Annotated in this window: 17 protein-coding genes; 7 read left to right on the top strand and 10 right to left on the bottom strand. The window is 30.3% G+C overall.

Annotated elements, in window-relative coordinates:
• Positions 1-83 precede the first annotated feature (83 nt).
• Together EYW44_RS14590 and ahcY are read right to left on the bottom strand one after the other, a co-directional pair.
• Positions 84-1,847, bottom strand: a complete 1,764-nt coding sequence (locus EYW44_RS14590; protein ID WP_132724408.1) for a hypothetical protein — start codon at positions 1,845-1,847, stop codon at positions 84-86.
• A 96-nt stretch (positions 1,848-1,943) separates the two neighbouring features.
• Complete coding sequence (gene ahcY / locus EYW44_RS14585; RefSeq protein ID WP_132724407.1) at positions 1,944-3,260, bottom strand: adenosylhomocysteinase; 1,317 nt, start codon at positions 3,258-3,260, stop codon at positions 1,944-1,946.
• 63 nt (positions 3,261-3,323) lie between these two features.
• Between ahcY and EYW44_RS14580 the strand changes: the two genes are divergently transcribed.
• The 6 genes from EYW44_RS14580 (at position 3,324) to arfB (ending at position 7,161) form a co-directional block, all read left to right on the top strand.
• Positions 3,324-3,950: a 4'-phosphopantetheinyl transferase family protein gene (locus EYW44_RS14580; protein WP_132724406.1), complete on the top strand. Its 627-nt coding sequence runs from the start codon at positions 3,324-3,326 to the stop codon at positions 3,948-3,950.
• Positions 3,951-4,219: 269 nt separating this feature from the next.
• Positions 4,220-5,224: a hypothetical protein gene (locus EYW44_RS14575; RefSeq protein WP_132724405.1), complete on the top strand. Its 1,005-nt coding sequence runs from the start codon at positions 4,220-4,222 to the stop codon at positions 5,222-5,224.
• A 39-nt stretch (positions 5,225-5,263) separates the two neighbouring features.
• Positions 5,264-5,524 (top strand): hypothetical protein, encoded by a 261-nt coding sequence (locus tag EYW44_RS14570; RefSeq protein ID WP_132724404.1) that lies wholly within the window; start codon positions 5,264-5,266, stop codon positions 5,522-5,524.
• Entirely contained in the window at positions 5,508-6,137 is a 630-nt protein-coding gene (gene pnuC / locus EYW44_RS14565) for a nicotinamide riboside transporter PnuC (protein ID WP_132724403.1), read from the top strand. Before EYW44_RS14570 ends, pnuC begins: the two co-directional genes overlap by 17 nt.
• Positions 6,101-6,754 (top strand): AAA family ATPase, encoded by a 654-nt coding sequence (locus EYW44_RS14560; RefSeq protein WP_132724402.1) that lies wholly within the window; start codon positions 6,101-6,103, stop codon positions 6,752-6,754. Before pnuC ends, EYW44_RS14560 begins: the two co-directional genes overlap by 37 nt.
• A gap of 2 nt (positions 6,755-6,756) precedes the next feature.
• Entirely contained in the window at positions 6,757-7,161 is a 405-nt protein-coding gene (gene arfB / locus EYW44_RS14555; RefSeq protein ID WP_132724401.1) for an alternative ribosome rescue aminoacyl-tRNA hydrolase ArfB, read from the top strand.
• Between the two features lies 1 nt (position 7,162).
• On the opposite strand, the gene EYW44_RS14550 is transcribed toward arfB, so the two are convergent.
• From EYW44_RS14550 to EYW44_RS14530, 5 genes are read right to left on the bottom strand one after another with little or no spacing between them, the layout of a single operon-like run.
• Positions 7,163-7,738, bottom strand: a complete 576-nt coding sequence (locus EYW44_RS14550; protein ID WP_132724400.1) for a hypothetical protein — start codon at positions 7,736-7,738, stop codon at positions 7,163-7,165.
• Between the two features lie 26 nt (positions 7,739-7,764).
• Positions 7,765-8,148 carry a TerB family tellurite resistance protein gene (locus EYW44_RS14545; protein ID WP_132724399.1) on the bottom strand — a complete coding sequence of 128 codons (384 nt, stop codon included), beginning with the start codon at positions 8,146-8,148 and terminating at the stop codon, positions 7,765-7,767.
• Between the two features lie 55 nt (positions 8,149-8,203).
• A complete protein-coding gene (locus tag EYW44_RS14540) occupies positions 8,204-9,745 on the bottom strand; it encodes an acyl-CoA carboxylase subunit beta (protein WP_132724398.1) in 1,542 nt (513 codons plus the stop codon).
• Complete coding sequence (gene accC / locus EYW44_RS14535) at positions 9,735-11,183, bottom strand: acetyl-CoA carboxylase biotin carboxylase subunit (RefSeq protein ID WP_132724397.1); 1,449 nt, start codon at positions 11,181-11,183, stop codon at positions 9,735-9,737. Before accC ends, EYW44_RS14540 begins: the two co-directional genes overlap by 11 nt.
• A gap of 3 nt (positions 11,184-11,186) precedes the next feature.
• Positions 11,187-11,672, bottom strand: coding sequence for a biotin/lipoyl-containing protein (locus EYW44_RS14530; RefSeq protein WP_132724396.1), 486 nt, complete (start codon positions 11,670-11,672; stop codon positions 11,187-11,189).
• A gap of 376 nt (positions 11,673-12,048) precedes the next feature.
• Here EYW44_RS14530 and EYW44_RS14525 point away from each other — a divergent pair, with 376 nt between their 5' ends.
• On the top strand, positions 12,049-14,526 hold the full coding sequence (locus tag EYW44_RS14525; RefSeq protein ID WP_243643672.1) for a TonB-dependent receptor: 2,478 nt from the start codon (positions 12,049-12,051) through the stop codon (positions 14,524-14,526).
• A gap of 61 nt (positions 14,527-14,587) precedes the next feature.
• Here EYW44_RS14525 and EYW44_RS14520 read toward each other — a convergent pair whose 3' ends face one another.
• Genes EYW44_RS14520 through EYW44_RS14510 form a run of 3 tightly spaced genes read right to left on the bottom strand, consistent with a single transcriptional unit; the run spans position 14,588 to position 16,632 of the window.
• The gene (locus EYW44_RS14520; protein WP_132724395.1) at positions 14,588-14,851 is read right to left on the bottom strand and encodes a heavy-metal-associated domain-containing protein; all 264 of its coding nucleotides are present in this window, start codon (positions 14,849-14,851) and stop codon (positions 14,588-14,590) included.
• Positions 14,844-15,230 (bottom strand): rhodanese-like domain-containing protein, encoded by a 387-nt coding sequence (locus tag EYW44_RS14515; protein WP_132724394.1) that lies wholly within the window; start codon positions 15,228-15,230, stop codon positions 14,844-14,846. The genes EYW44_RS14520 and EYW44_RS14515 overlap by 8 nt, the downstream gene beginning before the upstream one ends.
• A gap of 10 nt (positions 15,231-15,240) precedes the next feature.
• Entirely contained in the window at positions 15,241-16,632 is a 1,392-nt protein-coding gene (locus EYW44_RS14510; RefSeq protein WP_132724393.1) for an MBL fold metallo-hydrolase, read from the bottom strand.
• Position 16,633: the final 1 nt, after the last annotated feature.

Below are 16,633 nucleotides of genomic sequence, written 5' to 3'. Positions count from 1 at the left end.
ATTTTCCGACAAATGTAAATATTTAACAACAAAAAAACTCGCTAATTGCGAGTTTTTTTATTCTAATCTTCAACTGAATAAGTTTACTTACTTTCCAACTTTTCTATTCTTTTCTCTAACTTTTCAATAATGGAAAGTAGTTTACTATTGTTTGAATTTGTTTTTTCTAATTCTTCTTTTTGAATTTGTATTTTCTCTTCTTGATTCTTTATTCTTGATTCTTGACTCTCTAAATCTTTCTCTTGTTGAATTGTATACAGCGTTAATTCCTCTATTTTACGTAATAATTTAGCGTCCATTTCACCTAAAAAGAAACCATCCTTTTTTACCTCCTCAGCACTAGGAATGTTTTCTAAGTGTCCTTTTTCTTCAATATGCTTTTCTACTTCTTTCAATGTTGGTAAAGCATAATCTTCTTCAAAAACAAAATCTGCCCAATTTTCATATGTAGCTACTTTTACTTCTGTAGCAGCCATTTTTCCATTTACTCCGAGCTTAAAACCAGCTGGTACAACTTTGGTTCCAATTCCAACATTACCTATACTTCTTGACACAGATAAAGCAACTCTATCTGGTTGTCCTATAATAGCAATTCCTTCCCCTGTATTACTTCTCAGTAAAGACCAATTTCCTACATCATTATCTCTATATAATAATAAATCAGAAGTACCTGTATTTAGTTTCATAGAACCCTTCACTTCCAATTTAACCCCTGTTGTTTGAGTACCTATATCTACATTTCCTAATTTATCAATTCTAATTCTCTCCTTACCACTTGTAGAAAAACCTAAATAACCATCCCCTGAACTTGAACCTCTATAAAAAGAAATGAATCCATTGTTTTCGTTTGTATCATATTTTAATCCTAATCTAAAAGCCTCTATATTTGCTGGTTGAGTAGATAAGGTTTTTGTATATAAGGAGAATTTTGATTCATCAGCATTCGCTAAAATAGCGCCATAGCTATTATTACCGTTATTGATATGCAACTTAGCCCCCGGTGTAAAAGTTCCAATACCTACATTTCCATTTTTTAAGTCCATTATCATTTGGTAATCTGTTGCATTCGCTGTTCTATTTTTATCAAAACCCCAAAAACCAAAAAGATCTCCTATACCTCCAATGTTTACAACATGACCGCTAGCAGTTTTTTGCCTTATTAAAGATTGATAATGTCCTTGTTTTTGTTGTGTTGCATTAATTCCTCTGTAATCATTCTTCCCTGTAATCCAAGTGCTCTGCAAAGGTTTAAAATTTATAGCATTTTCAAAATTTATTCTATTACTAACTTTAACATAATCTCTCACTTCATCATTAGGAATTGTTACTGGTGCAGTAATAGTAATATTATTGGTGTCATAAGAAGCTACTGTTACCCCTTCGATATGTACATGTGGAGTATTACCTGTACTCAAAAGATGATAAACTGGTATTCTTAAATTACCGTCAACAAATTCAAGTTCTCCAATTTTCCATTCCGCTCCAATATGTCCGAAACTTGCAGGTACTTCAGAAGACTGAGAAAAATATCCACTTCCAGGATTTTTAGCTACCTGAAAACGTTTAGTATATTTACCTGTAGTTAATCTATATCCATAACCACCTGTAATAGTTACTTCTATATATCCCCAAAGTTTAGCATCACCAAAATTGATATATGCTACTTGATCTTCTAATCCATTTTGAAACCTTCCTAAACTTTTATCCCATTCAAAATGATTTTCTTGTCCATAAAAAGATATTGTTGCTCCAAATAACAACATTAATCCTAAAAATAACTTCTTTATATAAAATTGTAATAATTGATTGTGATTAAACATAGCTAAATCAGGAAAATTCTTTTCCATAAATAGCAAATTTGCTGCAAATGTAAATATTTAACAATAAAAAAACTCGCAAATTGCGAGTTTTTTATCTAGTTATCAAATTGATAAGTTTCTTTACTAGTATCTGTAGTGCTCTGGCTTGTATGGTCCTTCTACAGTAACACCAATATATTCTGCTTGGTCTTGACGTAATTCTGTTAATTCAACACCAATTTTAGCTAAATGTAATTTTGCTACTTTTTCATCTAAATGCTTTGGTAACATGTATACATCATTCTTATATGCTTCTACATTGTTCCATAACTCTATTTGAGCTAAAGTTTGGTTTGTAAATGAGTTAGACATTACAAAACTTGGGTGACCAGTTGCACAACCTAAGTTTACTAAACGCCCTTCTGCTAAAATAATAACATCATTTCCATTAACATTGTACTTATCTACCTGAGGTTTGATTTCAACTTTAGTATCTCCATACTTTTCGTTTAACCAAGCCATGTCAATCTCGTTATCGAAGTGACCAATGTTACAAACAATCGCTTTATCTTTTAATGCTTCAAAATGCTGACCTTGAACGATATCTTTGTTTCCTGTAGTAGTAATTACGATATCAGCGTTACCAACAACAGTTTCTAATTTTTTAACTTCAAAACCATCCATTGCAGCTTGTAAAGCACATATTGGATCGATTTCTGTTACAGTTACAATAGATCCAGCTCCACGGAAAGAAGCTGCAGTACCTTTACCAACATCTCCATATCCACAAACTACAACTCTTTTTCCTGCTAACATTACATCAGTAGCTCTACGGATAGCATCCACTGCAGATTCTTTACATCCGTATTTGTTATCGAACTTAGATTTAGTTACAGAATCATTTACATTGATTGCTGGCATTGGTAATGTTCCGTTTTTAACACGTTCGTATAAACGGTGAACTCCAGTAGTAGTTTCTTCAGATAATCCATTGATTCCTTCAGCTAACTCTGGATATTTATCTAATACCATGTTTGTTAAATCACCACCATCATCTAAAATCATGTTTAATGGCTTCTTATCTTCACCAAAGAATAAAGTTTGCTCAATACACCAGTCAAACTCTTCCTCGTTCATCCCCTTCCAAGCATATACTGGAGTACCAGCAGCAGCAATTGCAGCAGCAGCTTGATCTTGAGTAGAGAAAATATTACAAGAACTCCAAGTTACCTCAGCACCTAAAGCTTGTAAAGTTTCAATTAATACAGCTGTTTGAATAGTCATGTGTAAACAACCTGCAATACGAGCGCCTTTTAATGGTTGCTCATCTTTATATTCTTCACGTAAACTCATTAAACCTGGCATTTCTGCTTCTGCCAACTCAATTTCTTTTCTTCCCCAATCTGCTAAAGAAATATCTTTAACTTTGTAAGGAACATACGTAGCTGATTTTGTGCTCATATTTTTGTATCTTTATTTTTCTTAAATTTCGAGTTGCAAAATTACAAAATAACTTTCTAATACATGCCTCTTTACAAAACATTAACGGTTAATAAAAACACTAAAGTGTTGATTTGGAAGATTGAAGAATCTTTAGAACACCTACTTGAAGGTGTTCGTCTTTCTGAAAACAGTTTAGAAAGAGTGAATTCTATGCGATCTGACTTACACCAACGTGGTTTTTTAAGTGTTCGTCATTTATTAAAAGAGGCTGGTTATTCCGATTTTGATTTGATATATGATGAGTTTGGTAAACCTCATTTAAAAGATGGTAATTTTATTTCAATTACGCATTCTTTTATTTTCTCTGGATTAATTATTTCTTCAGATAAAGAAGTGGGTATTGATATTGAAAAACGTCGTGATAAAATTTTAAAAATCGCTCATAAGTTTACGCCTATTGAAGAATACAAATCTATTGCTAATCATGATGCTTTAGTTAGTAAATTAACCATCGTGTGGGGAGCTAAAGAAAGTTTATATAAAATTTATGGTAAGAAAAAATTATTGTTTTTAGATCATATTTACATTGATGATTTCTCTTTTGAAACTAATAAAACTACGGGTAAAATCATTTATGAAGGTCATACTTCTAATCACAATGTTCACTTTTTAGAAATTGAGGGTTTTACTTGTGTATATGCTATTTAGTTGAGTTTTGAATGAGTAATAGAAGTACGAAATTAAATATTATTTTTTTGAGCAGAAGGCAAAAGGTTTGAGGTTGATAATTGACATTAAAAATACTAAAATTTAAACCTCAAAAAGATATTTTATAAAGCTTCACCTTTTCGACTTTATTTAATTCATTTTTACTCGGATAATTGATAACCAATAAATGATAATTTAAAAAGAGTGAAGTCGAAATTTGGTATGTCTTTTGATAAACTTCACATCATAAATCAAAACTTAACAAGGCTATGAAAATACATTACTTATTTTTTACTCTAATACTTACTGCTCTTTTATTTAACTGTAAACCTGAAATTGTAACTCCTTTTATTCCTAAAAATCATTTAGCTGAATTTCAAACTGAAAAATCACAAATATTTGATTTAGACACAATTTCTTTTGAAAAAATAAAAGGTAAACATGGAACAAAAATTAATTTCAATAGAGATTTATTTGATATAGAAGAAAATGCTAAAATTCAATTAGAGCTAATTGAATTATATGATTTTAAAGAAATTTTATATCAAAACATTCAAACATTAACTACCGATAATAAATTACTAGAATCATCAGGAGTATTAAAAATAAAATTCACTGTTGATGGAAAAGAAATACAACTTAAAAAAGGAAAAAAGTTAATGATAGAAACTCCTGAAGGAAAACTAGGAAATAACGACATTTTTTTATCTGAACTAGACTCTTTAGAAAAAATCAAATGGAAAATTACGAATCAGAATTACATTAATTTTGATGTATACAAAGGCGGAGGTATAACAGTACTAATTACAATTCCTAGAGATTCTTTAGATTATTACATTCAACAACAAAAAAAATACAATAATCAACTTAAAAAAGAAGATCTTGTAAAAAACGAATTAATCAGAAAAAGTAATTTATTCATCCTTCAAAACATTAATTCAAAGTGGATTAATATTGATCGAATAGTTAACACTACTTCTAAAATTAATTTTGAATTATATAATGATAAAAAAGAGTTTTCTGGTTTTAATACATACATAACATACCAAGATTTAAGCTCTTTCTTATATTATCCAATTACTAATAATAATCTATTTTTTTATGACATTCCTATTAAAGGAAAAGTCAAAATAACTGTTATAGGAGAAAATAAGAATGGAATATTTTATGATCAAATTGAATTAAATAAAGCATTACACAACTCAAAACTCAAATTAAACCTAAAAAAGATCTCAAAAGAGGGCATCAAAAAAATATTTGATAAAGTAGAATGATTACACTTTATTTGTTTTCTGAACCAAACTACTTTTTAAATGAAAATTTCTGTTGAATTAACATTAACACCTCTTCAAGACGATTTTGAGCAACCAATTATCAATTTCATTAAAAAATTAAGAAACTCAGGATTAACTGTTCTTGAAAATCCATTAAGTACACAAGTATATGGCGAATACGATAAAGTAATGGACTTATTAACTAATGAAATTAAAGATGTTTTTGAATTAATAGATAAAGGACTAATTTTACTTAAAATTGTAAAATCTGATAGAAGTAATTATGCTCCAAATTTTTGATTTTTTATTCGGTCAATATTCTGGCTATTCCCCTTTAGACATTTGGCTTGAAATTATAGCTGTTGTCTTTGGTTTTTTGTCTGTCTGGTTTTCTAAAAAGAATAATGTACTTGTCTTTCCTACAGGAATGATAAGTACTCTTATTTTTGTATATCTGCTATTAAAATGGGAGTTATTAGGTGATATGATGATTAATGCGTATTACTTTATTATGAGTGTTTATGGTTGGTATATCTGGACTCATAAAATAGATGGAGATATTGTAACTCCTATTTCTAAAACTACTTTAAAAGAACATAAAATAAGTGCTTTCATTTTTTTAGCTACACTTCTTTTTGTTTACGTAGTGTACGTAAGTTTTGGTAAATGGACTAGTTGGGTAGCTTATGTAGATACATTTACTACAGCTATTTTCTTTGTTGGAATGTGGCTAATGGCAAAAAGAAAAATTGAAAATTGGATTTATTGGATTATTGGAGACATTATTTCTGCTCCTTTATACTTTTATAAAGGATTTACTTTTACTAGTTTCCAATATTTTATATTTACCTTTATAGCTATTCTAGGATGTTTAGCATGGAAAAAACACTTACACAACAACCAATTAACTTAGTAAAAGTAGTTTTATTTGGTCCTGAAAGCACAGGTAAAACAACACTTTCTCGTCAATTAGCCAGACATTACAATACTGTTTGGGCTCCAGAATATGCAAGAGAATATTTACAAGACAAATGGAATAATGAGCGTAAAACATGTGAACAACATGATTTAATTCCGATTGCTGAAGGACAAATGAATCTTGAAAACAGTTTGGCTAAAAAAGCTGATAAACTACTCATTTGTGATACTGATTTATTAGAAACTAAAGTATATTCTGAAGAATATTATGGAGGATTTGTAGATCCTAAACTAGATGAAGCTGCTGTAAAGAATAATTACGACATCTATTTTTTAACTTATATAGATACTCCTTGGGAAGAAGATGATTTAAGAGATAGACCAGAACAACGAGAAGAGATGTTTAACGCCTTTAAAAACACTCTTGAAAAATATAATAAACCATACATACTTTTAAAAGGAGATAAAGAAACTCGTTTTAAAAAGGCTACAAGTATTATTGATGATTTAATTGCTAAAAAAGATAATTTATACTCTTATTCAGATATACTTATCGATTTAGATTTTCATTTTTTACATCAAAACATAGATGCTAATAGCTTTATGCTATAATTATGAATTTTAGTATTATCAAAAATGAATTGCTGTTTAAAGCAACTAGAAGTTCTGGTGCTGGCGGACAACATGTTAATAAAGTTTCTTCTAAAATAGAATTAGCTTTTGATATTCTTGCTTCTAACGGTTTGTCTGAAAAAGAAAAAATTATGCTTATTGACAAATTAACAAACAGAATAGCTAAAGGAAGTATACTTATTTTAACATCCCAAGAAACTCGCTCTCAACATAAAAATAAAGAAATAGTAATTCAACGTTTTTTTAATTTATTAAAAGAAAATTTAACACGAAAAAAATATCGAATTCAAACCAAACCTACTCGAAGTTCTGTAAAAAAGAAAGCAGAAAACAAACGAAAAAACAGCTTAAAAAAAGCACTTCGAAAGAAACCTAAGATTGATTAGTTTAAATTATATTGATAATTAGATTTTTCTTTAAAAGCTCGTACAGCTTTTTATCTAGTTCTAATTTTTCTTCAATTAATACAACTTGCTTTCGAATTTGCTCCTCTGTGAATCCATTATTTTTTAAATTATATTTAATCGACTCTATGTCTTGATCTAAATAATTTTTCATGGTAGAAATTAAATTATCAATCATGGCTTTATCCATTACAAAAAAATCAAATTTTACAGGTCTAAAGTCTAAAGGCAAACTTTCATCATAATAATGTTTTAGTTCAGTGTTCTGAACTATCTCTTCTTTTGTCAAATTGACTATTCCTTTGGAATTTGTAGGTATAAAAGAGTAAGTATAATAACTTGTAGAATCAATATAAATATTAAGATGACAAAGAATATTCTCTTTTTCTATATTTTTTCCATCTTTACTTTTCAATTGAATTTTTAAATTATTTGGTAATATTATATGTTTTTTATGATTCAATTCTTTTTCTATTTTCATAGCCTGTATTTTCTCTTTTTCAACTCCTTTACAAGAATAGATTAATATTAATAAAAATATGATTACCTCTTTTTTCAAAACTTAATAAGCTAAATTATTAGAATTTAATACTGTTTATTAATCCGATCTAAATCTTCTCTAAACTTTTGCGTTAAGTCATTTACAAAACCTTCAATTCTTTCTTTCTCTTCTTTTTCTATTCCATTACTAGACTTTGCTACTTCATTCAGTAATTCAACTAAAAAATCATATTCCTCATCTGGTCCATGATCTTCACAATATGCAACTACTTTCTTATATAAAAACTCTAAAGAATTTTCTTTACTCATCTCATAATCAAAAGACCATTTGATGTCTTTTCCCCACTTATGATTTGATAATCTTTCTTCAATTACAGCTAATTCTTCTTTTTGAATAGCCCCATCTGCTATAGCTACCACATATAGCAACTCTCCAAATGCCTCAAATAACTTGTGTGTATTTTTCATTCTCTTTTGTTTTTTAAAGAAAAACAAGGGGAATCATCCCCTTGTTACATCTATATTATAATGGAATATTTCCGTGTTTTCTATTTGGTCTTTCTACCTTTTTATTTTCTAACATGGCAAAAGCTTTAATTAACTTTCTTCTAGTTTCTTTAGGTAAAATTACCTCGTCTACAAAACCTCGTTCAGCAGCAGTATATGGATTCGCAAATAAATCTGCATACTCAGCTTCCTTCTCAGCTAATTTAGCTTCTTTATCATCTGCTTCAGAAATTTCTTTCTTAAAAATAATTTCACTTGCTCCTTTAGCTCCCATTACGGCAATTTCTGCACTTGGCCAAGCAAAATTCATATCAGAACCAATGTGTTTAGAGTTCATTACATCATACGCTCCACCATACGCTTTACGTGTTATAACACTTACTCTTGGTACAGTTGCTTCACTTAATGCATATAATAATTTTGCTCCGTTGGTAATGATTGCATTCCATTCTTGATCTGTTCCTGGTAAAAACCCTGGTACATCTACTAACACCAATAAAGGAATATTAAAACAATCACAAAAACGCGTAAAACGAGCTGCTTTTTTTGAACTATTAACATCTAAACAACCAGCTAAACTCATTGGTTGATTAGCAACAATTCCAATACTTCTACCAGCTAAACGAGCAAAACCTACTACAATATTATCAGCATAATCTTTGTGTATTTCAAAGAAAGAATCAGTATCAGCAATACCATTAATCACTGAACGCATATCATAAGGCTTATTCGCATTTTCAGGAACAATACTCTCTAATTCTTCTCTAAACTCATCTTGCAATTCGTAAGGAAGCTTTTTAGTTACCTCTTGATTATTTTGAGGCATATAACTCAACAATGTTTTAATATCTTCTAAACACTGTACATCATTCTCAGAAGTTAAATGTGTAACCCCAGATTTTGTAGCATGAGTACTAGCTCCTCCTAATTCTTCTGAAGTAACTTCTTCATTAGTTACTGTTTTAACAACGTTTGGTCCTGTTACAAACATATAACTAGAATTCTCTACCATTACAGTAAAATCAGTCATTGCAGGAGAATAAACCGCTCCACCAGCACAAGGTCCCATAATTGCTGAAATTTGAGGAATTACTCCAGAAGCCTGAACATTTCTGTAAAAAATATCAGCATAACCTCCTAATGAACGAACTCCTTCTTGAATACGAGCTCCACCTGAATCATTTAATCCAATTAAAGGTGCTCCCACTCTTACTGCCATGTCCATAATTTTACAAATCTTCTCAGCATGAGTTTCTGATAAAGAACCTCCAAAAACTGTAAAATCTTGAGCAAATACATAAATTAACCTTCCATTTACTGTTCCATACCCAGTAACAACTCCATCACCATAAAACTTTTGATTCTCCATTCCGAAATCAGTAGTTCTATGAGTTACCAAGATACCTATCTCTTCAAAAGATCCTTCATCTAGTAAATAATCAATACGTTCTCTAGCGGTTAATTTACCTTTTTCATGTTGACGATCTATTCTTTTCTGACCTCCACCTAACTTGGCTTCAGCTATCTTACTTTCTAGTTTTTGTATTTTAGAATTCACTACTTGGTACCTTTAGTATTTGTTGTTCTTTTAAATATTGTTGTAATGCTACTTTGGCTGCTATTTCTGCTTCAACTTTGTAAGTAGCTTCTATTGCTTCAGGTGAATAGTATTTCTTTACAAAATGCGTATCAAAATTCCCCGATATAAACGCTTCATGATCACAAACAAACTGACCAAAAGAAAGTGTTGTTTCAATTCCTTTTATTTGGTATTTATTAATTGCTTGTTTCATTAATTCAATAGCTTCTTCTCTTGAGTTACCGTAAGTAATTAGCTTTGAAATCATAGGATCATAATAAATAGGAATCTCCATTCCTTCTTCAAATCCATCATCTACTCTAATACCTTCTCCTTCTGGAGCTCTGTATACTTCTAAAGTTCCAATACTAGGCATAAAATCACTTAACGGATCTTCTGCATATACACGTAACTCTAAAGCGTGACCTTTAATTTTTAAATCCTCTTGAGAAAAAGATAACTTCTCTCCTCTAGCAATTCTAATTTGCTGCTCTACCAAGTCAATTCCTGTAATCATTTCCGTAACAGGGTGCTCAACTTGTAAACGAGTATTCATTTCTAAGAAATAGAAGTTTTTATTTTCATCTAATAAAAATTCTACCGTACCAGCTCCTAAATAATCACAAGACTTTGCTACTCTTACAGCAGCCTCTCCCATTTTAGCTCTAATTTCATCAGTTAAAACACTAGAAGGAGCTTCTTCTACAACTTTTTGATGACGTCTTTGTACACTACATTCTCTTTCAAATAAATGTACAGTATTTCCATGACTGTCTGCTAAAACTTGTATTTCAATATGTCTTGGTGAACCTACATATTTCTCTATAAAAACAGATCCATCTCCAAAAGCAGAAACTGCTTCAGAAATAGCTCTTTCCATTTGTTCTCTAATATCTTCTGCTTTCTCAACAACACGCATTCCTTTTCCACCACCTCCAGCAGAAGCTTTAATTAAAATCGGATACCCAATTTCATTGGCTACTTTTTCAGCATAAGCAACATCTGTAACCGCTTCATCAATACCTGGTACCATAGGAATATCGTACGCTTTTACGGTATCCTTTGCTGCTAATTTGCTTCCCATTACTTCAATAGCATGAGCTTTGGGTCCTATAAAAGTAATTCCGCTTGCTGCTACTTTTTCAGAAAAGGCAGCATTTTCACTCAAAAACCCATATCCAGGATGAATTCCATCTACCGATAACGTTTTCGCAACTTCAATAATTTTATCTCCTAATAGGTACGATTGATTAGAAGGTGCTTCTCCAATACATACAGCTTCATCTGCAAAGGCAACATGAGGTGAATTTCTATCCACATCAGAATACACAGCAACTGTTTTAATACCCATTTTTTTAGCTGTACGCATTACACGCAACGCTATTTCTCCTCTATTGGCTACTAATATTTTTTTCATCGATTACTCAATTTCAATTAATAGTTCATTTTTCTCTACTTTATCTCCTCCTTGTACCACAATAGACTTAACTACTCCGTCTTTAGGAGCTAATAAAGTGTTTTCCATTTTCATTGCTTCCAATACTAAAACACCTTCTCCTTCTTTCACTTCTTGTCCAACTTCAACGTTTACTGCAACAACTAAACCTGGCATAGGTGCTTTTACATCGTTTTCTTTTTTTCCTACAGAAGCTTCCAAACCTAACTCTGCTATTAAACTATCTAGTTCATTAGAAATATTAACTTCATAATCATTTCCGTTTACTTGAACTACATATTTTTTCTCATTAAAATTAGCCGTAACTACTTTAGCTTTAAAAGATGTATTGTCATGTAAAACATGATATGAATCGTTTAATTTTTCTATTGAGTTTAAGGCAGAAATTTTATTCTCATCAAAACTGAAATCATGAGTCTGATTCACTTTTGCTTTGTATGTTTTACTCATAAAATTACTTAAATTGGTTGTGCTAAATTATTAAAATTAATTTTCTTATTAGTAACGTGATTTACACTTTTCTACATCAATTATTAAATGCATGGTCTTATATGATAGTATACTCCTTTTTTCTATGGCTATTCTAAATTTTGAACGTAATTTTGCAATGTTCTCATAAAGGGGTGCTTCAATTGATTATAAATTTTAGAGAAATCTCAATTCGTAATTATAAAAGCTGAGATCATACCCATTGAACCTAGAACAGATAATGCTGTTTAGGGAAAATAAATATCAAAGTTAACTGCTTTGATATATTTTAATTAATTATTGAAAAATAGAAGAATAATTACCTCTTTTTATTCTGTTAAACTAAAAAATGAGACCAATGTCTTTTATTGAAAAAGTGAAGAAAGTAGCTTTTTTAATGGTATTATTTACAACCTTACTCGTAAATGCACAATCTGTTATTTTATCAGGACAAGTAGTTAACGATAACAAAGAACCTCTTGTAGGTGCTACGGTTATTATTCGCGATTTAAGAAAAGGTTCTACTACTGATTTTGATGGGAACTTTAAGATTAAAGTTCCTACTGGCAAACATTTGGTAGAAGTTTCTTTTGTTGGCTACAGAACTGTTAAAAAACAAATTAACACCAATACTTCTAATTTAATCATACAATTAACTTCTGAAGATAATGTATTAGATGAAGTACTTGTTTCTTCTATTAGAGCAAACAAAAACACTCCTGTTACCTATTCTAATCTTACTAAAAAAGAAATAGCAAAACGTAATTTAGGACAAGATATTCCTGTTCTTTTAAATTATTTACCTTCTGTTATCTCTTCTTCTGATGCTGGTGCTGGTGTAGGATATACTTACATGCGTGTTAGAGGTTCAGATGCTTCTAGAGTAAATGTTACTATTAACGGTATTCCTTACAACGATGCAGAAAGCCAAGGAACTTTTTGGGTGAATTTAGGTGATTTTGCTTCTTCTACTCAAAGTTTACAATTACAGCGTGGTGTTGGAACTTCAACTAATGGTTCTGGAGCTTTTGGTGCTAGTTTAAATATTTTAACTGATGCTATTTCTGAAGAAGCGGGAGGTGAAATATCAAATTCTTTTGGTTCTTTTGGTACTCGCAAGCATACTGTTAAATTTACTTCAGGTAAGTTAAATGATCATTTTGAGTTTTCTGGACGTTTATCAAATATTTATTCAGATGGATATGTTGACAGAGCTTTTACAGATTTAAAATCATACTTTTTACAGGGAAGTTATACTGACGAAAATACACTTATAAAAGCACTTGCTTTTGGTGGTTCAGAAAAAACATATCAAGCATGGTTTGGCACACCTAAAGCACGTTTAACTGGAGATAAGCAAGGAATAGAAGATTTTATTATTAATAATGGTTTAACACCAGCACAAGCAGATAATCTTAGAAACTCTGATAGAAGGTATAATCATTATTTATACGATAACGAAACTGATAATTACTGGCAAGATCATTATCAATTACACTGGAATGAGAAGTTCAGCGATAAGCTTTCTACTACTATCGGATTAAATTATACTCGTGGTAAAGGATATTTTGAGCAGTTTGAAGATGATACAGATGAGATTTCTTTATATAATGGTATTGTTACCGCTACAGACACTAAATTAGATGATGATGGTGTAACTCTTATTCCTATTACAGATGTTATAAGAAGACGTTGGTTAGATAATCATTTTTATGTTATAAACGCTTCAGCAACCTATAAATTAGATGGTTTTGAAATTATAGCTGGTGGTTCTTACAGTAATTATAGTAATGATCATTATGGAGAAGTAATTTGGGGAAGCGATTTAGCTGCTAACACTAATATTAGAGATCGTTACTATTTTAGCGATGCAAAAAAACATGATTTAAGTTCGTTTATTAAAACAAATATTAAAGTTAATGATCAACTGTCTGCTTATGTAGATATTCAAGGTAGATTTGTAAGCTATAGAACTCAAGGTTTAACTTCTGACAGAGCTCCGTTAAATGTTGATAAAGATTTTAATTTCTTTAATCCAAAAGCAGGGTTAACTTATAACTTAAATAATAGTAATATTTTTTATGTTTCATATGCACGTGCTAATAGAGAACCTAATAGAAATGATTTTGAAGGAGGGAATTCTCAACACGAAACTTTAGATGATTTTGAATTAGGATGGCGTTATGATTCTGAAAATATTAAGTTAAACACCAACTTATTTTACATGGATTATACCAATCAACTAGTATTATCTGGAGCTATTAATGACGTAGGTGAACCTATTAGAGAAACTAGTGGAAATAGTTTTAGATTTGGTTTAGAAATTGATGCTGATATTTCTATAACTGAAAAACTTTCTTTAAAACCAAACGCAGCTTTTAGTATTAATAAGAACAGAGATTTTAATGCTTCTATTGATGGAACTCTTGAGAATTTAGGTAATACTGATATTTCTTTTTCTCCTAACGTGATTCTTGGTAATTCATTAGTGTATCAACCTACAGAAAATATACAGTTTGCCTTTTTATCAAAATTTGTAGGCGAGCAGTTTATGGGGAATTTAGGTGGTAGAATTTCTGATAATGAAAAATTAGATAGTTATTTTACTAGTGATTTAAATATTGTTTATGAAATTAAAACTAATAAAATATTTAAATCTATTGTACTTACCGGATTGGTAAATAATATTTTTGATAGAGAATATGTTGACAGAGGATATTATTTCTTCTTTGACGATACTTGGACTACTCCTGGTACTACAACTACCGTTGATGGTGCTGGTTTTTATCCGCAAGCTACAAGAAACTTTTTAATTGGAGCTACTTTAAAGTTCTAATTTAAAAATGAATATTCAATAAAAAACCGAGTTTATATAAACTCGGTTTTTTATTGAATATCTATTTGATTCTTCCTACAGCACAACTCACAAATGATTTTGCTTTATGCAGCACATTATTTGCAGATCCTACTTCTGGATAACCTAATTTTGATAATTTTTCTTTTACTAAATTGAAAATAGTTTCGGGTGCACTAAATTTCACCAAAGAATTCTCTACATCTACACTCACTTCATCTACTCCTTTCATTGCTGATAGTTCTCTAGTAATAGTGTTTGCACAGCCTCCGCATTTCAAATTTTCTATATTAATCTCTCTAGTCATTATCTTTATTTTTTTTCTCCCACTCCAAATATCCTCCTTTTACATTATATACTTCGTATCCATTTTCAACTAGAACATTTGCGGCTATTTTACTTCTTCTACCCGATCTGCAATAAACATATACTGGTTGGGTTTTATCCAATACATCAATTGCTTCTTGTTCAAAAGAATTAGAAATTAAATTGACTTGCTTAGCATCAAAAATGATTCCTTCAGCTGCTTCAGAAGTAGTTCTAACATCTAGTAATTGAATATTTTTATTATCCTTTAAAACTAATTTTAACTCTTCAATGGTTATATCTTTCACCCTCTCATCATGTTTTACACATGAAAGTAAAATTATAATAGTAAATAATTTTAAAATGATACGATACCCCATAAGTATGTTTTTAAACTACTAGCTGTACTCTTTTTATGCCTGTTTGTTTAATAGCTTTGTATCCACCTGCCACATCAATGACATTATGATATCCTCTAGATTTTAAAATTGAAGCAGCTATCACTGAACGATAACCTCCAGCACAATGAATGTAAAAATCTGTATTTTTAGGGAACACACTAATATAATCATTTAAATAATCTAATGGAACATTTTTTACATCTTTTATATGTTCTGCGTCATATTCTGTTGGTTTTCTTACGTCAAAAACAGTAGCTTCATTTAGAATAGCCGTTTCTAAAACAGTAGCTTCTACTGATAATAACGTATCTATTTCTTTTTTAGTTTCTAACCAACTTTCAAAACCTCCTTTTAAATATCCCAACACGTTATCAAAACCTACTCTTGCTAACCTTGTAATTGTTTCTTCCTCTTTACCTACAGGAGTTACTAATAAAATAGGCTGCTCAGTGTCTTTAATAAGCGCACCAACCCACGGTGCAAAAGTTCCATTTAAACCTATAAAAATTGACTGAGGGATAAAACCTTTTACAAAATCAAATTGATGGCGTACATCTAAAATTAACGCCCCAGATGCATTTGCTTTTTCTTCAAATTCTTGTACAGATAACGCTTTTGTTCCTTTTTCTAAGATAGCATCAATTGAATCATATCCTTCTTTATTTAACTTTACATTTAAAGGAAAATAATCTGGAGGTGGCAATAATCCATCTGTTACCTCTTTAATAAATTGTTCTTTGGTTAAACTCTCTCTTAAAGCATAATTAGATTCTTTTTGTGCTCCTAATGTACTTACAGTTTCTTTACTCATATGTTTACCACAAGCCGAACCTGCACCATGGGCAGGATATACAATAACATCATCATTAAGTACCATAATTTTAGTTCTTAAACTATCATAAAGTTTTCCTGCTAAATCTTCTTGTGTTATGTTTCCTTTTTGAGCTAAATCAGGTCTTCCAACATCTCCTATAAACAATGTATCTCCACTAAAAATAGCATAATCTTTACCTTCTTCATTTTTCAACAAATAAGTCGTACTTTCTAAAGTATGCCCAGGTGTATGAAGCGCTATTATTTCAATATTTCCTAACTTAAAAGATTCATTATCTTTTGCTATATATGATTCAAAATTAGTTTCTGCCGTTGGACCATAAATAATCTTTGCCCCAGTTTTTTCTGCTAGTGTAATATGACCACTAACAAAATCAGCATGAAAATGAGTTTCAAAAATATATTTAATTGTAGCCTTATCTTTTTCAGCTATATCAATATATGGTTGTACTTCTCTTAAAGGATCTATAATTGCAACCTCTCCATTACTTTCTATATAATATGCTCCCTGCGATAAGCAATTTGTATAAATCTGTTCAATCTTCATT

This window comes from Tenacibaculum sp. M341 (assembly GCF_004337695.1).
Classification (GTDB): Bacteria; Bacteroidota; Bacteroidia; order Flavobacteriales; family Flavobacteriaceae; genus Polaribacter.
Note: the sequence above shows the minus strand (reverse complement) of the source record. Positions and strands in the feature narration are given on the sequence as shown.

Excerpts from the sequence above, each read along its gene's own strand:
- EYW44_RS14520 (WP_132724395.1), bottom strand. The coding sequence starts at position 14,851 with ATGACTAGAGAGATTAATATAGAAAATTTGAAATGCGGAGGCTGTGCA.
- EYW44_RS14560 (WP_132724402.1), top strand. The coding sequence starts at position 6,101 with ATGGAAAAAACACTTACACAACAACCAATTAACTTAGTAAAAGTAGTT.
- EYW44_RS14510 (WP_132724393.1), bottom strand. The coding sequence starts at position 16,632 with ATGAAGATTGAACAGATTTATACAAATTGCTTATCGCAGGGAGCATAT.
- EYW44_RS14525 (WP_243643672.1), top strand. The coding sequence starts at position 12,049 with ATGTCTTTTATTGAAAAAGTGAAGAAAGTAGCTTTTTTAATGGTATTA.
- ahcY (WP_132724407.1), bottom strand. The coding sequence starts at position 3,260 with ATGAGCACAAAATCAGCTACGTATGTTCCTTACAAAGTTAAAGATATT.
- EYW44_RS14515 (WP_132724394.1), bottom strand. The coding sequence starts at position 15,230 with ATGGGGTATCGTATCATTTTAAAATTATTTACTATTATAATTTTACTT.
- EYW44_RS14530 (WP_132724396.1), bottom strand. The coding sequence starts at position 11,672 with ATGAGTAAAACATACAAAGCAAAAGTGAATCAGACTCATGATTTCAGT.
- EYW44_RS14545 (WP_132724399.1), bottom strand. The coding sequence starts at position 8,148 with ATGAAAAATACACACAAGTTATTTGAGGCATTTGGAGAGTTGCTATAT.
- pnuC (WP_132724403.1), top strand. The coding sequence starts at position 5,508 with ATGCTCCAAATTTTTGATTTTTTATTCGGTCAATATTCTGGCTATTCC.
- EYW44_RS14580 (WP_132724406.1), top strand. The coding sequence starts at position 3,324 with ATGCCTCTTTACAAAACATTAACGGTTAATAAAAACACTAAAGTGTTG.
- EYW44_RS14575 (WP_132724405.1), top strand. The coding sequence starts at position 4,220 with ATGAAAATACATTACTTATTTTTTACTCTAATACTTACTGCTCTTTTA.
- accC (WP_132724397.1), bottom strand. The coding sequence starts at position 11,183 with ATGAAAAAAATATTAGTAGCCAATAGAGGAGAAATAGCGTTGCGTGTA.
- arfB (WP_132724401.1), top strand. The coding sequence starts at position 6,757 with ATGAATTTTAGTATTATCAAAAATGAATTGCTGTTTAAAGCAACTAGA.
- EYW44_RS14570 (WP_132724404.1), top strand. The coding sequence starts at position 5,264 with ATGAAAATTTCTGTTGAATTAACATTAACACCTCTTCAAGACGATTTT.
- EYW44_RS14590 (WP_132724408.1), bottom strand. The coding sequence starts at position 1,847 with ATGGAAAAGAATTTTCCTGATTTAGCTATGTTTAATCACAATCAATTA.